Annotated in this window: 16 protein-coding genes and 2 tRNA genes; 9 read left to right on the top strand and 9 right to left on the bottom strand. The window is 63.2% G+C overall.

From position 1 onward, the window contains the following. Window positions 1-32: 32 nt before the first annotated feature. The 6 genes from GW587_RS02655 to GW587_RS02685 all read right to left on the bottom strand — a co-directional run bounded on the left by GW587_RS02655 (window position 33) and on the right by GW587_RS02685 (window position 10,847). Window positions 33-1,592 carry a sensor histidine kinase gene (locus GW587_RS02655; RefSeq protein WP_166098187.1) on the bottom strand — a complete coding sequence of 520 codons (1,560 nt, stop codon included), beginning with the start codon at window positions 1,590-1,592 and terminating at the stop codon, window positions 33-35. 146 nt (window positions 1,593-1,738) lie between these two features. Continuing rightward, window positions 1,739-3,421, bottom strand: a complete 1,683-nt coding sequence (locus GW587_RS02660) for a hypothetical protein (RefSeq protein ID WP_166098189.1) — start codon at window positions 3,419-3,421, stop codon at window positions 1,739-1,741. Window positions 3,422-3,553: 132 nt separating this feature from the next. Further along, the gene (locus GW587_RS02665) at window positions 3,554-6,694 is read right to left on the bottom strand and encodes a S8 family serine peptidase (protein WP_166098191.1); all 3,141 of its coding nucleotides are present in this window, start codon (window positions 6,692-6,694) and stop codon (window positions 3,554-3,556) included. A 28-nt stretch (window positions 6,695-6,722) separates the two neighbouring features. Next, the gene (locus GW587_RS30960) at window positions 6,723-8,105 is read right to left on the bottom strand and encodes an NF038120 family PEP-CTERM protein (RefSeq protein ID WP_207393310.1); all 1,383 of its coding nucleotides are present in this window, start codon (window positions 8,103-8,105) and stop codon (window positions 6,723-6,725) included. Window positions 8,106-8,354: 249 nt separating this feature from the next. Continuing rightward, window positions 8,355-9,506, bottom strand: coding sequence for a DNA polymerase IV (dinB, locus tag GW587_RS02680; RefSeq protein WP_166098194.1), 1,152 nt, complete (start codon window positions 9,504-9,506; stop codon window positions 8,355-8,357). Between the two features lie 60 nt (window positions 9,507-9,566). Further along, window positions 9,567-10,847: an MFS transporter gene (locus tag GW587_RS02685; protein WP_229259256.1), complete on the bottom strand. Its 1,281-nt coding sequence runs from the start codon at window positions 10,845-10,847 to the stop codon at window positions 9,567-9,569. Window positions 10,848-10,992: 145 nt separating this feature from the next. Between GW587_RS02685 and GW587_RS02690 the strand changes: the two genes are divergently transcribed. The 6 genes from GW587_RS02690 (at window position 10,993) to GW587_RS02715 (ending at window position 14,688) form a co-directional block, all read left to right on the top strand. Beyond that, window positions 10,993-11,068: transfer RNA gene (locus GW587_RS02690), tRNA-Val, on the top strand. Window positions 11,069-11,092: 24 nt separating this feature from the next. Further along, window positions 11,093-11,169, top strand: a tRNA-Asp gene (locus GW587_RS02695). A 76-nt stretch (window positions 11,170-11,245) separates the two neighbouring features. Beyond that, a complete protein-coding gene (locus GW587_RS02700) occupies window positions 11,246-12,394 on the top strand; it encodes a hypothetical protein (RefSeq protein WP_166098199.1) in 1,149 nt (382 codons plus the stop codon). Continuing rightward, window positions 12,385-12,996, top strand: a complete 612-nt coding sequence (locus GW587_RS02705; protein ID WP_166098201.1) for an ABC transporter ATP-binding protein — start codon at window positions 12,385-12,387, stop codon at window positions 12,994-12,996. The genes GW587_RS02700 and GW587_RS02705 overlap by 10 nt, the downstream gene beginning before the upstream one ends. 82 nt (window positions 12,997-13,078) lie before the next feature. Further along, window positions 13,079-13,561, top strand: a complete 483-nt coding sequence (locus GW587_RS02710; protein ID WP_166098204.1) for a cyclic nucleotide-binding domain-containing protein — start codon at window positions 13,079-13,081, stop codon at window positions 13,559-13,561. Continuing rightward, window positions 13,558-14,688 carry an AI-2E family transporter gene (locus tag GW587_RS02715; RefSeq protein WP_166098207.1) on the top strand — a complete coding sequence of 377 codons (1,131 nt, stop codon included), beginning with the start codon at window positions 13,558-13,560 and terminating at the stop codon, window positions 14,686-14,688. Before GW587_RS02710 ends, GW587_RS02715 begins: the two co-directional genes overlap by 4 nt. Window positions 14,689-14,719: 31 nt before the next feature. Here the strand turns inward: GW587_RS02715 and GW587_RS02720 are convergent, their stop codons facing one another. The 3 genes from GW587_RS02720 to ahpC all read right to left on the bottom strand — a co-directional run bounded on the left by GW587_RS02720 (window position 14,720) and on the right by ahpC (window position 17,462). Further along, window positions 14,720-15,022: an ElaB/YgaM/YqjD family protein gene (locus GW587_RS02720; protein WP_166098210.1), complete on the bottom strand. Its 303-nt coding sequence runs from the start codon at window positions 15,020-15,022 to the stop codon at window positions 14,720-14,722. Between the two features lie 166 nt (window positions 15,023-15,188). Beyond that, the gene (gene ahpF / locus GW587_RS02725; protein WP_166098211.1) at window positions 15,189-16,787 is read right to left on the bottom strand and encodes an alkyl hydroperoxide reductase subunit F; all 1,599 of its coding nucleotides are present in this window, start codon (window positions 16,785-16,787) and stop codon (window positions 15,189-15,191) included. Between the two features lie 111 nt (window positions 16,788-16,898). After that, window positions 16,899-17,462 (bottom strand): alkyl hydroperoxide reductase subunit C, encoded by a 564-nt coding sequence (ahpC, locus tag GW587_RS02730; RefSeq protein WP_166098214.1) that lies wholly within the window; start codon window positions 17,460-17,462, stop codon window positions 16,899-16,901. A 346-nt stretch (window positions 17,463-17,808) separates the two neighbouring features. On the opposite strand from ahpC, the gene GW587_RS02735 reads away from it, so the two are divergent. The 3 genes from GW587_RS02735 to GW587_RS02745 are packed head-to-tail and all read left to right on the top strand — an operon-like array spanning window position 17,809 to window position 20,091. Next, a complete protein-coding gene (locus tag GW587_RS02735) occupies window positions 17,809-18,555 on the top strand; it encodes a putative type VI secretion system effector (RefSeq protein WP_166098217.1) in 747 nt (248 codons plus the stop codon). A 27-nt stretch (window positions 18,556-18,582) separates the two neighbouring features. After that, window positions 18,583-19,323 carry a putative type VI secretion system effector gene (locus tag GW587_RS02740; protein ID WP_166098220.1) on the top strand — a complete coding sequence of 247 codons (741 nt, stop codon included), beginning with the start codon at window positions 18,583-18,585 and terminating at the stop codon, window positions 19,321-19,323. A 21-nt stretch (window positions 19,324-19,344) separates the two neighbouring features. Beyond that, window positions 19,345-20,091 carry a putative type VI secretion system effector gene (locus GW587_RS02745; protein ID WP_166098223.1) on the top strand — a complete coding sequence of 249 codons (747 nt, stop codon included), beginning with the start codon at window positions 19,345-19,347 and terminating at the stop codon, window positions 20,089-20,091. Window positions 20,092-20,342: the final 251 nt, after the last annotated feature.

The raw sequence follows: 20,342 nt of genomic DNA on the forward strand, positions 1-20,342 counted from the left end.
CAGTATTGCCAAAGGAGCGTCATTTTACACGCTTATGCGGCCGCCACCGCCGCGCCGTCGCCGGGCGCCGTCAGCGGGATGGTGACGTCGAAGCAGCTGCCCCGGCCTTCCGCGCTGCGCAGCTCGATGCTGCCGCCGAGGATCTGGTAGACGATGTTGTGCGCGATGTGCAAGCCTAGCCCGCTGCCGCCCTGGCCCAGCCGGGTGGTGAAGAATGGTTCGAACACATGGCCCTGCATCGCCGGCGCGATGCCCCTGCCGCGGTCCTTGACCGAAATCGTCACCGCGTCGGCGCCGGCGGCACGCGCGGTCAGCACGATCACGCCGCCGTGCTGGTCCAGGCCGTGCTTGGCGGCGTTCTCGATCAGGTTGGCGATGACCTGCCCCAGCGGACCGGGGAAACTGTCGAGCTGCAACGCCGGCGGAATCTCCTGCACCACCTCGCAATTGGCGCGCTTCAGCATCGGCCGCAAGGTCATCTGGGTTTCATGCACCACCTGGTGCAGCAGGAAGCGGCGCCGTTGCGAACTGGCGCGGTCGGCCGCCACCTGCTTGAAGCTGCTCATCAGGTCGGCGGCGCGCTGCAGGTTGCGCATCGCCAGATCGGCGCCGGTCTCCACCGATTGCAGGAACTCCTCCAGCGCCGACCGTTTCACGCCGGCCTGCAGGCGGTCGCGGAAGCTGCGCAAGTCCTCGCTCAGCGTGCTGACCGCCATCAGCCCGTTGCCGACCGGCGTGTTCAGTTCGTGCGAGACGCCGGCCACCAGCGCGCCCAGCGCCGCCAGCTTTTCCGACTTGACGATCTCGCTGCGGGTGTTGCGGACGATGGCGTGGATCGCCTCCAGCAGCCGGCCCGCCTCGCCGCGCGCGCCGGGGCGGATCTGCTGGTGCCAGTCGCCGGCGGCGACGCGCTGGGTGATTTTCAGCGCGTCGAGGATGGGATCGGCGATGCTGCGCCGCACCGTGTTGAAGATCAGCAGGAACACGCCGACGATGATGGCGAACATCAGCACCAGCGACAGCGCCATGTGCTCGATGCGCTCGCGCGCGGCGGCCTCGTCGGCGAGATTGCGCTGCCGCGCCAGCGCCACCACCTGGTCGATGACGCGGCGCTGCTCCTCGTAGGTGGCGCCCAGCCGCGCCAGCGCGCGCGCGGCGACGACGTTGTCGCCGCGTTGCAGCGCCGGCGCCAGTTCGTCGAAGGCGGTGCGGTAGAAGGACTGGGCCAGCGCGTGCGACTGCTTGAGGAATTTGTCCTCCAGCTCGCCTTGCAGTCCGGCATTGAGCCAGTAACGGTAGCGCTGCTGGTAGGCTTGCTGCGCCGCGTGCAGGCGTTGCAGCAGGGGCGCGAACCGCTCCCCGCCGGCGGCGTCGAGTTGCAACACGATCAGATAGGCTTCGACCAGATAGGCCGGCGGCGGCAGGATGTCGGCGACGAGGTCCTGGCCCTGCATGATGCGCTCATAGATCGGACCGTTGACGCGGATTTCGGACAAGGTGCGCTGGACGATCAGGCCGCACAAGGCGAAACAGGCCAGCGAAACGGCCAACAGCAGGCGAAAGCGCTGTTGGATACTCAGGTGCTCCAGCATGACATGCTCCAGGCGATGCGCCGGGCAACAGGCCGCTCGCGCTCTTGCCAATATACAACGACGTTGCGCCGGAAGCATAGATCTCGCCGTCCGCTGCTGTCTGCAAACAACAATCGGCGGCGCGATGCCGCCCGGCCCGCCGGCCGTCAAGCGCCGCCGGGGCCGGCCGGCGGCGTCCAGCGCATCGGCTCCATGTCAAGGCCGCATAATCCCTGCAAGTTGTGGCGTGCGCCATACTCGGCCACGCGCGCCGGATAATCGGGGCGGGTCGGGTAGTCGAAGCGCCAGTCCGGCGGATTGAAGGTGGAAAAGCCGTTGATGGTCGGCAGATTCACGTATTCCGCGATCAGCATCGCCTCGACATTGTGCCGATAGATCTGCACTTCGGCCTCGGCGTCGCCGGGCCGCGCCGGACGCGTATCGAGCACGAAGAAGGCGCGGCAGGCGGCAGGCGGCGGCGGCACCGACGCCAGCAGCCGCACCACCTGGCCGCGGTCGATGTAGACGGGATTGCTGCGGTTCAGTTCCTCGCCCACCAGCAGCAGCGCGCAAACCGCCAGCAAACCGGCCGCCAGCGGTCGGCGCAGCGTGCGCTGCGTGCTGGCAAGGAAATACACTGCGGTCGCCGTGACCGGGAACACCAGGAACACCATCCAGCGCGAGATCACGCGCACGCCCTTGGCGCCCGGCACATATTGGTAGACGTATTGCCACGCCGAGAAATCGTCGATCCGCAACGCCATGCCCGATACCAGCAACGCCGCCAGTCCGGCCGCCAGCACCAGCCGACCGCGCGCGTCGGCGCCGCGGAACGCGGCCCACGCCACGCCGGCCAGGAACACCAGCAGCAGCAACGGCGGCAAGCCCATCTGACTCTCGGAAAAGCCCAGCGGGAAATCGATGCGCTGATGCAGCCAGCGCACCGCCTCGCCGTACAGGTAGTTGTCGGCGCCGATGTTGAGGATGTCGAAAGGCCGTGGCGCGTACGCCAGCATCGACGAATACGGATGCATGCCGGTTTCGGCCGCCTTGGGCAGATAAGTCAGCAAAAACGGCAGCAGAGCCACCAGCTGCGCCGCCAGCACCAGCCCCACCGTGCCCCAGGTGCGGCGCCGGATCGCCAGCAGTCGGGGCAGCGCCTTGTGCGACAACGGCAACAGCAACACCATCAACACCAGCACAAACAGGCTGAAGAACCAAAGCAGGTAGAACGCCGTCATCGCCCACAAGCCGTACAGCACCGCGAAACCAATGCCGTCACGGCGCAGGCGCGCGTTATCGTTGTCCAAGGCGGCGCGGATGGCGCCGTGCAGCAGCGTCGCGGCCAGCGGCGCGAAGGCGATGGTCAGCAACTGCGCGTGCAGCAGATGCAGCACCACGTTGTTGCTGACGGTGAAGACCACCGCCCCCACCACCGCATAGCCGAATTCCAGCGCCAGCACGCGGCGCGCGAATCCATAGAAGCCCAGGCAGGCGATCACCTTCATCGCCATGTTGACCAGCATCGCGGCCAGCAGCGGATCGGCGCCGGCGAAACGGCCGACGGAATAGATCAAGCCATAGGCCAGATAGCCGTCGTTGTAACCAAGCGTATTCGTGTAGGGGTAAAAATAATGGGCGCTGGACCAGTGCGCCAGGCCGCGCACCACGTTGTACCAGTGCTCCAGTACGGCGGTCTCGATCAGGCTGTCGTAGCGGTCGCCGAAAACATGGCTGAAGCCGTTGTGCCAGTTTTCGCGAAACAGCCAAGCCAGCAAGCCGATCTGCACCAACAACAGGATCAGAAAGCGGCCCTGGCGGTGACGTGTCGACAGTGATATAAGTTGCATAAAAATATTTATAAAATAGTTAAGCTCGCTATTTTATTGCTCAATGATAATGCAAGCAAACTGAGTTACAAATCGCAGCATGCGGAGCGGCCGCCGCCATGCGCGCGGCGGCCGTCCTGGATGACCCCTGCGTTACAGCGTCGGCTTGCGCTTGCTGACGCGCTGCTCGGCGCCGGCCAGCGGCAGCGCGGCGTCGGTGCCGATGCTGACCACGGTGGTGGCCGCCACCGCGCCGCTGGCGTCGAGCAGCTGCACGCCGCCGACGTAGCGCTTGCCGGCCGCCAGGCCGGACCAGCTCAGGCCGACAGTGGCGGTGCTGCCGGCGTACACCTTGCCCGGCGCCGCCGCCTTCAGGTTGCCGCCGGCGTCGGCCTTGCCGACCAGCGCCGACGACAGCGTGAACGCCGCCGGCGCGCCGCCGGCCAGGTCGTAGCCGATCAGGCACAGCTGGTAGGCGCCGGCCGGCGGGCTGCTGAGGATGATGGCCTCGTTGGCGCCGACATGCATGCTGTAGTCGACCAGCGCGCCGCCGCTGAGCAGCACCATGTCCAGGTCCTGCCGGCCGTCGGCGCCGCCGTCGATGTCGCGGTCGAAGGTTTCAAAGCGCGCCGCCACCGTGCCGGCCGGCACGCTGAACGGCACCAGCTTGAAGCCGGTGGCGCCGGCCTTGCAGCTGGCCACCGCCTGCGCCACCGTGTCGGCGCTGCCGGAGGCGGCCTTGCCGACGCTGAGCGCGGTGCGGGTCACCTCCTTCATGCCGCCGACCACCGCCGTCAGCTTGCCGCTGTAGCCGGTATTCACGCTCATCAGCCGCATGCCGCTGGCGCGGTCGGCCGTGACCAGCGCCGGCGCCACCAGCGGCGGACCGGAGCGCGCCTGCACCGGGCTGCGCACGCTGTGCGTGCCGTCGCTCCAGACCAGGTGGCCGTACTGCCACACCTTGTCCGGCGCGCCGTTGCGGGTCAGCGTCACCGTGAAGTTTTTGCGCTCGCCAGGCGCCAGCGTCAGCTCGGCCGGCGTCACCGTCACGCTGAAGCCGCTCAGGCTGGCGCTGGCGTGGTAGGTGGCGTTGCGGTCGCCGACGTTGGTGACGCTGCGCGTGACCAGCTGGCTGCCCATGACGTTGTCGACCGTGATCGAGGCCAGGTTCAGATTGAAGGCCTGCAGCGTGCCGTCGGCGCACTGGTCGGCGATGCCCAGCCCGCACATGTACTTGCGATAATCGGGCAGCGCGGCGTCGTACACCAGGCCGGGGTCGGCGGCGCCGTTCGGCGTCACCTGGCCGGCGCCCTGGCCCCAAGGCAGGATGCCGGCGGCGGCGCCGCTCAGCTGGTCGGGCAGCGTGTCGGTGGCCGAGGTCATCAGCGCCGACTTGATCGCGGCCGGGCTCCAGTCCGGATGCCGCTGGTGCAGCAGCGCGGCCAGGCCGGCCACGTGCGGGGTCGCCATCGAGGTGCCCTGGTAGAACGCGAACGCGGTCGGCGGCGTCAGCGTGCCGAGCGCCACCGCGTCGCGCTGCGCCGGCGTCAGGCCGGGCGTGACGCCGGCCAGGATGTCGACTCCGGGCGCGGCCAGGTCGGGCTTGAGCAGGTTGGGATCGGTGCGGTTCGGGCCGCGCGACGAGAAGCCGGCCACCACCGGCGCCGGCACCAGGCCGCGGGTCGGCGCGAAACGGCTGATGTCGCCGGCCGCGCCCTTGGCCTGGGCGTACTGCTGGATGCGGTGGCCGTCGTCGACGCCGACGTGCACCGTCGGCACCGAATGCACATCGGCCACCGGGCCGTTGCCGTCGTCCACCAGCACCATGCCGACGCCGCCGGCCTCCAGCACCGCGCGGCTTTTCTCGACCCGGTCGATGCTGCCGCGGGTACAGCTGACGATTTTGCCGCGCACCTTGGCGGCGTCCAGCAGCGGCGCGCCGCCGTTGGAGGCGGCGCTATAGCACAGCGACAGCGCGGTGGCGTCGGCGCCGGCCACGCCGGCGTCCTCGGCGCGGATCAGCGGGCTGCTGGGCAGCGGCGTCTGGTTCAGCGAGGCGCCGATGTACTTGACGCCGCTGGCCAGCGTCAGCGTCGCGCTCATCTGGCGGTCGTGGGTGGACGCGGCCACCGTCGCCAGCCATGGGCTGACGTGGTTGACCGACACCGTCGGCCCCGAGTTGCCGGCCGCCGCCGCCACGAACACGCCGGCGCTGGCGGCGTGCAGGAAGGCTTGCTCGACCGGATCGTCGACCCGGTCGCCGCCGCTGATCGAATAATTGATCACGTTGACGCCGTCGATCACCGCCTTCTCCACCGCCGCCACGCTGTCGCCGGTGAAGCAGCTGCTGGTGGCGCCGGTGGCGTCGGTGTCGTCCTGGTACGACCAGCACACCTTGTACATGGCGATGCGCGCGCGCGGCGCCATGCCGGAGGTGGCGCCCATCGCCACGCCGTCGACGCCGGCCGCGACGCCGTTGTTGCCGCCGGCCGTGGTCGAGGTGTGGGTGCCGTGGCCGCCGTGGCCGACGCCGCCGCCGAGCGAATCGCGCGCCGAACGGAAGTCGCTCCAGTGCGGCGTCAGGCCCTGCTCGCGGTAGTCGGCGTCGAAGTATTGCGCGCCGATCAGCTTGTTGTTGCAATGGCTGAGCTCGAAGCCTTCGCCGGGCGTGCACTCGCCCTTCCAGCTGGCCGGCGGCGCGCCGTAGGCCGGGGTGGCGGCGGCGTCGAAGCTGGGCTTGCCCTGGGCGTCGACGCGGTCGGCGTAGGACAGGCTTTCCGGCCAGACCCCGCCGTCGAGCACGCCGATGACGACGTCCTCGCCGGCGTGTTCCTTGCCGCCCAGCTGGCTCCACAGGCCGCCCGGCTGGTCGAGGCCGAGGAAGGTCGGGGTGTAGCTGGTGAGCAGGCGACGCCGCTCGTCGGCGAACACCGCCGAGACGCCGCTGCTGGCGGCCAGCTGGCGCACCTCGGCGTCGGTCAGCATCGCGGCGAAGCCGTTGAACACCACCTTGTAGTCATAGATGACCGGCGCGGCCGGCACCGTGGCGCGCACCTTGGCGCGCTGCTGGTCCAGGTAGGCACTGTAGACCTGCACCTCGGGCGAGTTCAGGTCGAGGTGGACGCCGCCGCTCGGTTGCGTCGCGCGCAGGCCGGCGACGCCGCCGGTGTAGGCGGCCACCGGCTTGTCGGTCAGTCGCACCAGGTAGCTGCGGCGCGCCTCGTCGGCGCCGGCGCTGTGGGTGACGGTGGCGCACAGCAGCAGCACCGCCAGGGAAACGGGATGAAGTTTCATGACTATCCTTGATATCGAAAGGGGGAACTCAGGCCGCGCGGCGGCGCGCGGCGACACCGACCAGCGCCAGGCCGAGGCCGAGCATGGCGTAGGTGGACGGCTCCGGCACGGCGGCCACGTCGCTGATGTTGTCCAGCCCGAACTGCGCCTGGTTGGAATTGAAGGCGTTGCAGTCGCCGTCGAAATCGCAGCTGAAGCTGGTGATCGAAATCGACACGAACGCGCTGGCGCCGAACGCGCCGCTGGTCTGGTAGTGCTGGAAGCCGAAGTCCGGCTTGGCCAGCGCGAAATATTCGTCCATCGTACTGCCGTCGGCGCGGGTCCCGGTCAGCCACAGCACGCCCGACACTTCCGGCGAGCCGAGGAAATCGTGGCCGATGAAGCCGGCGTCGAAGCTGCCCAGGTGGAAGGTCTGGCCGGCGGTGGCCGAGCTCATGTTGATCTTGCCGTCGTTGAGGCCGGCCAGGTAGTGGCTGCTGTTGTTGGACGGGCAGGCCATGTTCGAGCACAGGAAAGGATCGCTGCCGTCGATCACGGCGCCGACCAGGCCGCCGCCGTCGGACGGATCGCCGACAAACAGTCCGGTGAAGGCGTAACCACCGCTGAGCACGCTGTCGCCGTCCCACAGGAAGGCCGGGTCGACGCTGTCGAAGTTGAGCGTGTCGGCGTGCGCGGCCGGCAGCACGGCGACGCCGGCCCCCAGCGCCAGCGCGGCCAGCGCCCGTTTCAATTGCGGCGGACGGCGGCGGCGCGCCACCGCGCCCAGCAACAGCAAGCCGGCGCCGAGCGTCATCCAGGTCGACGGCTCGGGCACCGGCGCGGCCAGGCCGAGGTCCAGTTCCATCCGCGTCTGGTTGCGGCCGTTGCCGGAAATGTAGATGCCGCTGCCCATCACGCCCTCGGGCCGGATCGGTTGCGCGTTCAGCGTCTTGTTGGTGAAGCCGATCAGGAAGTAGCTGCCGCCGGCGGCGTTGATGTCGGCCAATGCACGGCCGTTGAGCGTGATGCTCAGCGGCTGATCGTAAAATGTGGCGGCGGCGTACTCGCGGCCGCCGCCCAAATCGTTAAATACATCGACGCCCGGATGGAAGGTGTTCAGCAGGGCGCTCATCGGTGTCGCGACGTCGAACAAGCCGATGACGGCCGGTCCGAGCTCGCCATAGGAACCGGGAGTCAACGTCAACGTTGCGCTCTGATAGTTGCCGGCAGGTATATAAAACGATGCCCAGCTGTTGAACCTCTGGCCGTTCTCGCTGCCGGTGAAGGTATTGTTTTGCGGTGTCGCCTCGTCGCTGCCGCCGACGCTGCTGACCCAGCCTTCCAGCACCGAATACGTGCTGACGCCCGCAGCGGCGGCGTTTGTTGCCCATAGCGCCATGCCGAAGCCGGCGGCGGCGACCAGTCGTCCCATATTGAATTTGCTCTTGAACATCATCCCTCCGTTATTTTTACGTCGATAGGAGGTTTGATAATACATATAGACAAGTTATTTTTTAATCATGATTTTTTGACACACTTGTTTACTTATGGTAATTAACTATATGGCATCTGGTCGTACGACTTTTTGGTGCGGTAATTGCACCAAAAAAAGGTCTCGTAAACACAACATGTTACAATTTACGCGTTACATCGCGTTACAATTGTTACGGAAAGATAACGATCAGGCAAATAAATCGCCCTGCACCGCGCGACGCGGCGCGGCCTCGGTAGATGGCGGCTCCAGCGTGCTGGCGCGCACGCCGAGCAGCCGCAGCTTGCGCTGCAGCGGCACCCGCTTCAGGCATTCACGCGCCGCGTGCAGGATCGCGGCGGCGTCGGCCACCGGCTGCGGCAAGGTGACGTTGCGGCTGACGATCTGGAAATCGTCGAAGCGCAGCTTGATGCTGATGGTGCGGCTGACGTAGCCCTTGCGCTTGAGGTCGTCGGCCAGACGGTCGCACAGCGCGGTCAGGATGCCGGACAGCGTGTCGCGGTCGTGGCGCGCGTGCAGGTCGCGTTCGAAGGTGGTCTCGCGGCTGATCGATTTGCTCTCCGAGCTGGTGGAGATTTCGCGGTGGTCGATGCCGTGCGCGGCCTGCGCCAGCCAGGCCGAGTAATGCGCACCGAAGTGGTCCTGCAACAGGCCGGCGTCGGCCTCGGCCAGCTGGCCGATGGTGGCGATGCCCAGCGCCGCCAGCTTTTCCGTCGCCTTCGGGCCGATGCCGTTGATCTTGCGCACGCCCAGCGGCCAGATGCGCGCCGGGATGTCGTCGAAGCCGAGGATGGTCAGGCCGTTCGGCTTTTCCAGGTCGGAGCAGATCTTCGACAGCAGCTTGTTGGGCGTGATGCCGATCGAGCACGACAGCCCGGTGGCGTCGCGCACCGCCTGCTTGATGCGGGTCGCCAGCTCGCGGGTTTCGCCTTCGACATGGGTCAGATCGAGATAGATTTCATCGATGCCGCGATCCTCCAGATCCGGCGCGATGGCGGACACGGCGGCCTTGAACAGCCGCGAATAATGGCGGTAGGCGTCGAAGTTGACCGGCAGCAGGATCGCGTCCGGCGCCAGCTTGGCCGCCTTCATCATGCCCATCGCCGAGCCGACGCCGAGCGCGCGCGCCTCGTAGGTGGCGGTGGTGATGACGCCGCGCCCGACGTAGTCGCGCAGCCGGGCGAACTTGTGGGTGCCGTCGTCCTGCGCCACCGGCTGGGCGTCGCGGCCGCCGCCGATGACCACCGGCAAGCCGCGCAGTTCCGGGTAGCGCAGCAGTTCGACGGAAGCGTAGAACGCATCCATGTCGAGATGGGCGATGCGCCGTTGCGGTTCAAGCATAATGCGTGAGGTTACTGTGAATACATACAGTATTCACCAAAACCGGGCGGCCCGCAAGCGCTAGCGCGGCGGCCGCACCGCCGTCACCACCAGCACCGCGCCCGCCAGCAGGCTGGCCGCCAGCAAATAAATGCCGCTGGCGGTGCTGTCGGTGGCGTCGCGGATCGCACCCACCAGATACGGGCTGACGAAGCCGGCCAGGTTGCCGATCGAGTTGATCATCGCGATGCCGGCCGCCGCCGCCGTGCCGCCCAGCAGCGCGGTCGGCAGGCTCCAGAAAATCGGGAAGGTGGTCAGGATGCCGGCGGTGGCCACGCTCAGCGCCGCCAGCGCGATCACGGTGTTGTCGCTCCACACGGTGGCGGCCACCAGGCCCAGCGCGCCGGCCAGCGCGGCGACGGCGGTGTGCCAGCGCCGCTCGCCGCTGCGGTCCGAGTGGCGCGCGGCCAGCACCATCACCACGGCGGCCACGCCATACGGCACCGCCGACAGCAGGCCGATGTCGAACACATCGGTCACGCCGCTGTTCTTGATCAGCTGCGGCAGCCAGAAGCTGACACCGTACAAGCCCATCACGCACAGGAAGTACACCAGCGCCAGCAGCCACACTTTGCCGCTGCGGAACAGCTGCGCCAGCGGCATGCTGTGCTGATGCTGGCGGTCTTCAACGATGGCGCGCTCCAGCGCCTGCTTGTCATGCTCGCCGAGCCAGCGCGCGTCACGGATGCCGTCGTCGAGATAGAACAGGGTCCAGACACCGATCAGCACCGACGGCAAGCCTTCCAGCAGGAACAGCCATTGCCAGCCGCTCAGGCCGTGCAGGCCGGCGAAGCTCTTCATGATCCAGCCCGACAGCGGGCCGCCGACGATGCCGGCCACCGCCACCCCGCTCATGAACAGCGCCACCATGCGCGCGCGCCGGTGCGCCGGATACCAGTACGTCAGGTACAGGATGATGCCGGGGAAGAAGCCGGCCTCGGCCGCGCCGAGCAGAAAGCGCAGCAGATAAAAGCTGGCCACGCCGTTCACGAACATCAGCGCCGATGAGATCAGCCCCCAGCTGATCATGATGCGGGCGATCCAGATGCGCGCGCCGGTGCGCGTCATCAACAGATTGGACGGCACCTCGAACAGAAAGTAGCCGATGAAGAAGATGCCGGCGCCGATGCCGTACACGGTGTCGCTGAACTTCAGGTCGTTGAGCATCTGCAGTTTGGCGAAGCCGACGTTGACCCGGTCCAGGTAGGCGGCCACGAAGCACAGGAACAGGAACGGCATCAGCCGCCAGCTGACGCGGCGGTACAGCGGGTCGAGGGTGTGATCGGGGGCGATGGTTTTCATGCAGGCCATTGTGCCGGATTCCTGCCGCGAAATTAATTTTCTAAATTAATTTCAAAAACCCTTGCGGAACCGATAAACCAGCTTGTAGAATACGGCCTCGTTCAGCGGTTGTCGGTAATTAAAAACAAGCGCTGATAAGTTTTCTGGGTGCTTAGCTCAGTTGGTAGAGCGGCGCCCTTACAAGGCGTAGGTCGGGAGTTCGAGCCTCTCAGCACCCACCAGAGAAAACTGAAAAAACGAAATTTGGAGCGGTAGTTCAGTTGGTTAGAATACCGGCCTGTCACGCCGGGGGTCGCGGGTTCGAGTCCCGTCCGCTCCGCCAAATTCCTTAAGGGCCCAATCATTGATTGGGCCCTTATTCATTTCCGCCGCCGGTTTGCGTTGTATGCTGATGAGCGATGAATAAACTGCCGCTTTCCTATCGCCGCTTCCGCCTGCGCATGGCCCACCACGCGCTGCTGCGCTTCGCCGCCAGCCTGCAAAGTTCCCTTGAAATCGTCTTGCTCGGCTTCGCGCCGGTGATGCTGGGCTTGATCGCCTGCATCGCCCTGCCCGGCCTGCTGGCCGCGACGCGTCCATGGCCGCAGGCGTTGGCGCTGTTGGCCGGACAGACGCTGCTGGCCAGCGCGCCGGTGTGGCTGCTGCGCAAGCGCTTGCATCCGGCCGAGGTGCTGCTGTGGAGCCGGCCGCTGCCGATCACGCCGCGCCAGCGCTGGGCCGCCGAAGCATCGGTGGCCGGTCTCATTGTCGGTCCGCTGAGCCTGGCCTATGCGGTGTCCACCGCAATCTGGCTGTATCAATGGCCGGACTGGCTGCGACCCGCCGCGCCGCAGGCGCTGCTGCTGACGGTGCTGACGCTGCTGCTGGCGTGGCTGCTGTCGACGCTGATGCTGGCGCGGCGCGCGCGCATGCCGGCGGCGCGCAAGCCGGGCCGCGCGCGCGCAGTCGCCACCGCTTATGTGCCTCGTTTGCCTCGTTTGCCTCGTCTGCCTGGACTGCCGGGCCGGCCCGACAGTCCGCGCCGCGCGCCGTTGGGCTACTACTGGCGCCAGCTGTTCTGGCATCCGTTCTGGCGCGCCGAGAACCTGGTCGGCATCCAGCAAACCTTGCTGCTGTGCGCCGCCTTGTTCAGCGTCGCGCTGTGGTTGTGGCGTCCGCCGCTGGTGCCGCCGGCGCTGTGGGGCGCATGCGCCGCGCTGGCGCTGATGCTGCTGACCGATCGCGGCGACAAGGCCGTGGCCGAACAGATCGCGCTGTTGCGTCCCATCGTCGCCGGCTGGCCGATGCGGCCGGAACGGCTGTTCCGCTGCGCCATGCTGTTCTCGCTGCTGCCCGGCTTGTGCGTCATGGCCTGCTTCGCGCTGCTGACGCTGGTCCGAGCCGGCGCACATTACAGCCACACCGTCGCCATCGTCTGGCTGTGCTGCGCCGCCGTCGCGCAGCTCGCCGTGGTCTCGCTGCGCCGCCTGAGCGCGCGCGGCCGGGTCGGACTGGTGTTCGGCGCCATCCTCCTCCTCACCGCCATCGGAAGCGAACTATGGAATTGATCCTGCAAATCGAAGGCCTGAGTTTTGAATACGCCAACCGCGCACTGTTTCGCGGCTTCGGCTTGCGTCTGGGCGCCGGCGTCACCTGGCTGCGCGGCGAGAACGGCGCCGGCAAGACCACGCTGCTGAAACTGGCGGGCGGCGCGCTGACGCCGCACGCCGGCAGCATCCGCCTGGACGACATGGAGCTCCAGGCGCAGCCGCTGGCCTACCGTCTGCACTGTTATTACTGCGGCGGCGACACGCCGCAACTGCCGTGGCTGACCGTGCGCGAAGTGCTGGACCTGCATCTGGCGCTGTATCCCGCCACCGACGCCGCGCTGCTCAACGCCGAGCTGCACGCCTTCCATCTGATGGCGGCGCTGGACCAGCCTGTCACCACGCTGTCGCTCGGCCAGCACAAGAAGATGCAGCTGTCGCTGGCGCTGGCGCTGCCGGTGCGCCTGCTGCTGATCGACGAACCGTTCAACGGCCTCGACGCCGACGCCGTCGATTACCTGCGCCGCGAACTGTCATCGCCGCAAAGGCTGGCGCGCCAGTGCATCCTGCTGACCAGCCACCTCGACCCGGCGCTGCCGCTGGCCGGCACGCTACAACTGTGAATTATTAACAACACCGTGCGGCAAAGGGGGAAAAACCGGCGACAATGCGGGTGTCTGTTTGAAAGTACCTCACGGAGTTCCCTTGATCTTTGGCTTCCTCAAATCCCCGCAACTGTCGCCGCGCCTGCTGCGGCTGAAGGACTCGGCGCTGTTCGCGACGCTGACCCCGCTTGAACTGAAAATCGTCGACCGCCTGATGCACGAGCGCCGCTTCCTGGCCGATGAAATCATCTTCGACGAAGGCGAGGAAGGTCAGGCGCTGTACCTGGTGATGTCGGGCCGGGTCATCATCAGCCGCCAGCTGGGCGCCGGCCGTGAAGTGGTGGCCGAGCTGTCGGCCGGCTCCTTCTTCGGCGACCTGGCGTTGCTGGACAACTCGCCGCGCAACGCGCAGACGCGGGCGCTGGACAACTGCGAGCTGGCGGTGTTCTTCCGCGCCGACTTCATGGGACTGATGGACACCGACGCCGTGATCGGCTACAAGATTTCGCTGGCACTGGCGCGCCATATCGGCGCCCGCCTGCGCGACTGGATGACCGGCAAGCCGCAGGTCGAGGCGCTATGAACCTGTTGCCGACCCAGCAGCGCGCCGGACCGGTGGTCTGGAGCGGCATCATCGCCGCCACCTGCGTGCTGTTGTTCCTGTTGCAGCAGATGCTCTTCCTGGCAATCCCCTTCCTGCTCGGCATCGTGCTGTACTACATCCTGCAGCCGCCGATGCAGCGTCTGATCCGTGTCGGCGTCAGCCACAACGCGGCGGCGCTGACGGTGGGCTTCGCCTTCTTCGTGCTGCTGTCGCTGGCGGTGTTCATCGCCGTGTTCTGGAACTCGGCGCCGTCGGAATCGTCGTGGCAGGACATGCTGGGCACCTACATGACCGGCGGTCTGGACTTCGTGCGGCACACGATGCAATCGCTGGAGCAGCAGTTCCCGATCCTGAAACAGGTCAAGCTGGCCAGGACGGTCAACATCCGCGTCACCGCCTTCACCGGCGGCTTCGTGCAAAAGCACCTGACCGACATCCTGGTGTCGGTGGCCGGATGGCTGCCGTCGCTGCTGCTGGCGCCGTTCCTGACTTTCTTCTTTTTGCGCGACGGCCTGCGCTTCAAGAAATTTCTCGCGCGCGCCGTGCCCAATGCTTTCTTTGAAAAGACGCTGTGCCTGCTGCACGAAGTGGACCAGACCGCGCACCGCTACTTCCAGGGTTTGATCAAGCTGACCGTGATCGACACGGCGGTGCTCGCGTTCGGGCTGTGGGCGATCGGCGTCTCCTCGCCGCTGGTGCTGGGACTGATCGCCGCCTTGCTGGCGTGGGTGCCGTACGTCGGCTCGATCGTGGGCTGCGTGCTGGTGGTGATGGTGGCGTCGACCGACGCGCCGGCCGATCCGGCGGTGGCCTATATGGCGATCGGCGTGTTCATCGCGGTGCGCCTGCTGGACGATTTCATCTTCATGCCGATGACGCTGGGACGCAGCCTGCACATCCATCCGCTGATCACGGTGCTGATGATCTTCATCGGCGGCATGGTGGCCGGCGTGGCGGGCCTGATGCTGGTGCTGCCGTTGCTGGGGGTGGTGATGGTGATCGGCGAAACGCTGGGCCTGCTGATCACCGATCCGCGCCTGCGCGCCCGCCACCGCAATGCGATGGCGCTGCGTGTCAAGCAGGCCAGCGCCGACCTGGCCGTTTGAGGCGGCCAGGCCGGCGCTTCTCGCTGAGGTCTTAGCTGCGCGCGATCAGCACGCCGCCCAGGATGCCGACGGTGGCGGCCAGCACGGCGCTACGCCATGGGTTGGCGCGCACGAAGGCATCGACCGAGCCGGCCGCTTCTTCGGCGCCATCGACCACGCTGGTTTGCAGTTCATCATAGGCGGTGCCGACCTTGGTCAGCGCGGCGCTGCCCTGCTCGCGCAGTTCCTTGGCCTTGTCCGCGATCGGGGTCGCGGCGGCGGCGTCGAAGTGCGAACGCGCTTCGGTGATCAGGTTGGCGACATCGGTGGCGGCGGTGGATTTTTTGTTGGACATGATTTCCTCGTTGGGGTTGATGACTAACAGAGTGTCAATCGGCGCCCATATCGTACCGGCCCAAAACATTTTGATCGTAGGACACACCCGCGCCGGCGTGTAGGAAGCCATGCGCAAAAAAAAACCGGGAGCGATTGCTCCCGGCTTCATTTGGCTTCGTCGACGCTTAAGCGGTCATCGCCTGCTTGTCGGCCGACTCTTCGACCACTTCGTCGTCGTCCGAGCGGATCAGGTGGTCGAAGGCCGACAGGGCCGCCTTCGCGCCATCGCCGGTGGCGATGATGATCTGCTTGTACGGCACCGTGGTGACGTCGCCTGCGGCGAACACGCCCGGGATCGAAGTTTGGCCACGCGCATCGACTTCAATCTCGCCGTGGCGCGACAAGGCCACCGTGCCTTTCAGCCACTCGGTGTTCGGCACCAGGCCGATCTGCACGAACACGCCTTCCAGCTCGACCTTCTTGGACTCGCCCGACACCCGGTCGGTGTAGCTCAAGCCGTTGACGATCTTGCCGTCGCCGTGGATCTCGGTGGTTTGCGCCGAGGTGATCACGGTGACGTTCTTCAGGCTGTGCAGCTTGCGTTGCAGCACCGCGTCGGCGCGCAGCTCGGCGCCGAACTCGATCAGCGTCACATGCTTGACCAGGCCGGCAAGGTCGATCGCCGCCTCGACACCGGAGTTGCCGCCGCCGATCACCGACACGCGCTTGCCCTTGAACAGCGGACCGTCGCAGTGCGGGCAGTAGGCGACACCGTGGTTGCGGTATTCCTTCTCGCCCGGCACATTGATCTCGCGCCAGCGGGCGCCGGTCGCCAGGATCACCGACTTGGCTTTCAACACGGCGCCGGAGGCGGTCTGCACCTCGACCAGCTTACCGACCGGCACCAGCTTGCTGGCGCGCTGCGTGTTCATGATGTCGACTTCGTATTCCTTGACGTGCTGCTCCAGCGCCACGGCGAATTTCGGACCGTCGGTTTCCTTGACCGAAATGAAGTTCTCGATCGCCAGGGTGTCGAGCACCTGACCGCCGAAACGCTCGGCCAGCACGCCGGTCTTGATGCCTTTGCGGGCGGCGTAGATTGCCGCGGCCGCGCCGGCGGGACCGCCGCCGACGATCAGCACGTCGAACACGTCTTTCTTGCTCAGCTCGGCCGCCTGGCGCACGCCGGCGTTGGTGTCCAGCTTGGCGAGGATCTCTTCGACGTTGGTGCGGCCCTGACCGAAGTGCTCGCCGTTGAGGAACATCATCGGCACGGCCATGATCTGGCGCTCTTCGACTTCTTTCGGGAACACGCCGCCGTCGATGGTGGTGACCTTGATGCGTGGGTTAATCACCGACATCGCGTTGAGCGCCTGCACAACTTCCGGGCAGTTGTGGCAGGTCAGCGAGATGTAGGTTTCGAACGCGTAATCGCCGTCCAGGTTGCGGATCTGCTCGATCACGGCGTCGTCGAACTTGATGGTGTGGCCGCCGACCTGCAGCAGCGCCAGCACCAGCGAGGTGAATTCGTGGCCCATCGGGATGCCGGCGAAACGCACGCCGATATCGCTGCCCGGGCGGTTGATGCTGAACGACGGTTTGCGTTCGGCATCGTCGGTGCGCTTGACCAGCGTGATCTTGTCGCTCAACAGGACGATTTCCTGGAGCAGTTCTTCCATCTCGCGGGCTTTGGCGCTGTCATCGAGAGAAGCGACGATCTCAATTGGTTGTACGACTTTTTCCAGGTAAGCCTTCAACTGGGTTTTGAGAGTTGCATCTAACATGATTTTCTTCCTTTTCTACAAATATTTAGGCGAATGCCGGGCCGGACGCCCGGACCGGCATCGCGGTAACTACTTGTGTGCTGCAGTCTTGCTCAAGACTTGCTTCTCGTCTTAGATCTTGCCGACCAGATCCAGCGATGGGGTCAGGGTTGCTGCGCCTTCGGTCCATTTAGCTGGGCAAACTTCGCCTGGGTGGGAAGCGACGTACAGCGCGGCTTTGACTTTGCGCAGCAGTTCCGACGCGTCGCGGCCGATGCCGTTGTCATGCACTTCCAGCACTTTGATGAAGCCTTCTGGATTGATGACGAAGGTGCCGCGCAGTGCCAGGCCTTCTTCTTCGATCATCACTTCAAAGTTGCGCGACAGGGTGCCGGTTGGGTCGCCGATCAGCGGGTAGTTCACTTTCTTGATCGCGTCGGAGGTGTCGTGCCATGCTTTGTGCGCGAAGTGGGTGTCGGTCGACACGCCATACACGTCCACGCCCAGCTTGGCGAATTCAGGCTGGTGATCGGCCAGGTCTTCCAGTTCGGTCGGGCAGACGAAGGTGAAGTCGGCTGGGTAGAACATCAGGACGGACCACTTGCCTTTCAGGGATTCATCGCTCACGTCGATGAATTTGCCGTCTGCGTATGCGGTGGCCTTGAATGGTTTGACTTGCGAATTGATCAGGGACATTGTGGTTTCCTCGTTGGGTTGTGAATCATTGAGACGCTAGTGTACGGCCTTTTGCCCCATATGCAAAATTGATTGTTCCAATAGATTCAATCGCTTTTAACTATGATGACGGCACATGGGATAGCTATTATCCGCCAGCCCGCGCGGATCCAAGCGAACACGGCTCAAAAGTTATTGATGAGATAATTATTTAGCACAAGTAACGTACCGATCAACTGCAATCGACTTGCTGGCGACTCATCATGGCTTGCATCAGCCCTCAAATCCAAATTGCGCTAATTGCAACAAGTCCGGTCTGGCAATAGTGCCTGTGCGGTACGCAGTCGTTCCCAATCACAGGCAATCCATGACAGAGTTTATAAAGCATCCTTCGGCAACTGGGATAATTAAGCTAACTGGAAAAATTGAAAATTACACAGTATCTAGGCAACGAGCTAGCTTTGTTTTCACTGAAAGCGGTCAAAATAAACTAGGGGCTGTCGCTATTGCAGCTTCGCTGGCGGGTATGGGCGGGCAAGCGATGCCAGTCGCAAGTAACGCCACTTCAACCGACGAAGATGCGGATTATGTGGAATTCAATTTACAAGGAAAATCCATAAAAGGTTGGCTATGGCGAAGTCCGTTCCAAGATGGTGACTATGTGGAGGTCGCTGCCGAATGGAAGAAAGATCATTACGAGGTGTTTGGCGTGACGAGACCAATTGATAAGGCCATTTCCTTGTACCCACATTGCTCCCGATCAAAAAATCGACATCTTAAAAACTCTTTCAAATGGTGGATAATTTCTACTATCACTTTGCAAATTATAATTTCTCTGGGATTGTTAGCGATCGGTTGGGATACCTTTTTAGAAATTTGGCGATATATGCTTTTTGAGGGTGCTTGGTGGTTACCGGTAGGCGTATCCGCAGCGTTCGCGATTGCAGTTGCTAGCATGGCTAATCAATGGATGCCTTTTGTAAGAGTCGCCGAAAAAGTATTTGTAATTTTTGGATTGCCGGAACCAAGCAATATTGACTTGGTTAAATCCTCAAAAAAACAAAGAACGGCACAGGATACACCTGAATTTGGATCAATGTATTTTCGTTATTGAGAATTAACATGGCTGAGAAAGAAATCCATGAACAATGTTATAAGTCATCGCTTCAAATTGGTCAAATTAAATGGAAAAATATTAAATTATAAGGTATCACGTAAGCAAGCAAGCTTCGTTTATACAGAAAACGACCGGACTAAGCTTGAAGTTATTGCCATTGCCGCGTCCCTAGCTGGCATGGGAGGACAAGCTATTTCAGTTGCAAGCAACGCAAATTCAACGGAGGAGGACGCGGACTACGTTGAATTCAGTCTTGACGGAAAAATAATAAAAGGTTGGCTTTGGTACAGCCCTTTTCATGAGGGAGACGAGGTGAAGGTTGCCGCAGAGTGGCAATCTGACCATTATGAAGTTTTTGGAGTTGCACGCCCTTCAGACCAGACAATTTCTTTATATCCCCACTGTTCCAGAGCAAAAACCCGCCATATCAAGAATGCATTCAAGTGGTGGCTGATAACGGCAGTGATGCTTCAGGTCGTAATTTCTATCGTTTTCTTGACCATAGGGTTAGATGCATTTATCGATGGTTGGAAGTATATGACCACAGGAGGTGCTTGGTGGCTGCCTCTAGGACTGACTGTGTTTTGCGCGATTGCGATTATTAGCATGGCTAGGCAGTGGATGCCTTTTGCAAAAGTTGCGGAGAAAGTTTTTTCAGTCTTGGAGCTTCCAAATCCGCACAATATTGACCTGGTGAAATCTTCAAAAAATAAAAACCTTCCGCAAGACAGTCCGGAATTTGGCTCAATGTATTTTCGATATTAAACTAAAAATATAAATATATTCATGGTAACAGTTATCAATCATCCATGCGTCTACGGCATGGTTAGGCTCAACGGCGAAATTTCGGATTACTCCGTGAAAAGGGACCGTGCAAGCTTTGTTTTTACCAAGTCGGATCAGACCAAGCTGGGTGTCGTTGCTATCGCCGCTTCGCTGGTAGGCATGGGCGGGCAGGCAATGTCCGTTGCCAGCAGCACCACTTCAATGGAAGAAGAGGCGGACTATGTGCAATTTTCTTTGAACGGTCAATTGGTTAAAGGTTGGCTCTGGCGCAGCCCATTCAAAAATGGCGACATGGTCGATGTTGCCGCTGAATGGCAGGCCGATCATTATGAGGTATTCGGTATTGCGCGGCCAAGCGACAAGACGATCAGTCTCTATCCACACTGCTCTCGCGCCAAAACTCGACATATCAAGAACGCGGTCAAGTGGTGGCTAATTGTTTCGATTGCCTTGGAGCTCGGTATCTCCGCGATTTTCCTGACCAACGGCTGGAGCGGCGTAGTTGATTTTTGGCAGGAACTGTTCGCCGAGGGCGGATGGTGGATTCCGGTAGGCCTTACAGTGTTTTGTGCCATTGCAGTCGCCTGTATGACAAAACAATGGATGCCTTTTGTTAAGTTGTCCGAACGAGTTTTTTCCGCACTAGCGCTTCCCAACCCACACAACATCGACTTGGTGAAATCATCGAAAGGTCGTCGGACCGAACAGGATACCCTCGAGTTTGGCTACATGTATTTTCGCTACTAACCTGTCGCGCTGCATTTCACGTCCCCTAAATGACCGAATTTATAAACCATCCACGTCCATTAGGGCTGATTAAATTGGCAGGAAAAATGTCTAATTATCAAGTCTCCCGAATGGATGCCTTTTGTAAAGGTTGCCGACAAAGTTTTTGTGACGCTAGGCCTTCCAAATCCACAAGACATAGATCTTGTGAAGTCTTCCAAAAAACAGCGCTCGTCGTTGGATACGCCCGAGTTTGGTTCCATGTACTTTCG

Origin of the sequence: Duganella aceris, assembly GCF_011090165.1 — a bacterium.
Lineage (GTDB): Bacteria > Pseudomonadota > Gammaproteobacteria > Burkholderiales > Burkholderiaceae_D > Rugamonas > Rugamonas aceris.

Excerpts from the sequence above, each read along its gene's own strand:
- GW587_RS02655 (WP_166098187.1), bottom strand. The coding sequence starts at position 1,592 with ATGCTGGAGCACCTGAGTATCCAACAGCGCTTTCGCCTGCTGTTGGCC.
- GW587_RS02715 (WP_166098207.1), top strand. The coding sequence starts at position 13,558 with ATGAACCTGTTGCCGACCCAGCAGCGCGCCGGACCGGTGGTCTGGAGC.
- GW587_RS02665 (WP_166098191.1), bottom strand. The coding sequence starts at position 6,694 with ATGAAACTTCATCCCGTTTCCCTGGCGGTGCTGCTGCTGTGCGCCACC.
- ahpC (WP_166098214.1), bottom strand. The coding sequence starts at position 17,462 with ATGTCCCTGATCAATTCGCAAGTCAAACCATTCAAGGCCACCGCATAC.
- GW587_RS30960 (WP_207393310.1), bottom strand. The coding sequence starts at position 8,105 with ATGGGACGACTGGTCGCCGCCGCCGGCTTCGGCATGGCGCTATGGGCA.
- GW587_RS02685 (WP_229259256.1), bottom strand. The coding sequence starts at position 10,847 with ATGAAAACCATCGCCCCCGATCACACCCTCGACCCGCTGTACCGCCGC.
- GW587_RS02700 (WP_166098199.1), top strand. The coding sequence starts at position 11,246 with ATGAATAAACTGCCGCTTTCCTATCGCCGCTTCCGCCTGCGCATGGCC.
- GW587_RS02745 (WP_166098223.1), top strand. The coding sequence starts at position 19,345 with ATGGTAACAGTTATCAATCATCCATGCGTCTACGGCATGGTTAGGCTC.
- GW587_RS02735 (WP_166098217.1), top strand. The coding sequence starts at position 17,809 with ATGACAGAGTTTATAAAGCATCCTTCGGCAACTGGGATAATTAAGCTA.
- GW587_RS02660 (WP_166098189.1), bottom strand. The coding sequence starts at position 3,421 with ATGCAACTTATATCACTGTCGACACGTCACCGCCAGGGCCGCTTTCTG.
- dinB (WP_166098194.1), bottom strand. The coding sequence starts at position 9,506 with ATGCTTGAACCGCAACGGCGCATCGCCCATCTCGACATGGATGCGTTC.
- ahpF (WP_166098211.1), bottom strand. The coding sequence starts at position 16,787 with ATGTTAGATGCAACTCTCAAAACCCAGTTGAAGGCTTACCTGGAAAAA.
- GW587_RS02720 (WP_166098210.1), bottom strand. The coding sequence starts at position 15,022 with ATGTCCAACAAAAAATCCACCGCCGCCACCGATGTCGCCAACCTGATC.
- GW587_RS02705 (WP_166098201.1), top strand. The coding sequence starts at position 12,385 with ATGGAATTGATCCTGCAAATCGAAGGCCTGAGTTTTGAATACGCCAAC.
- GW587_RS02740 (WP_166098220.1), top strand. The coding sequence starts at position 18,583 with ATGAACAATGTTATAAGTCATCGCTTCAAATTGGTCAAATTAAATGGA.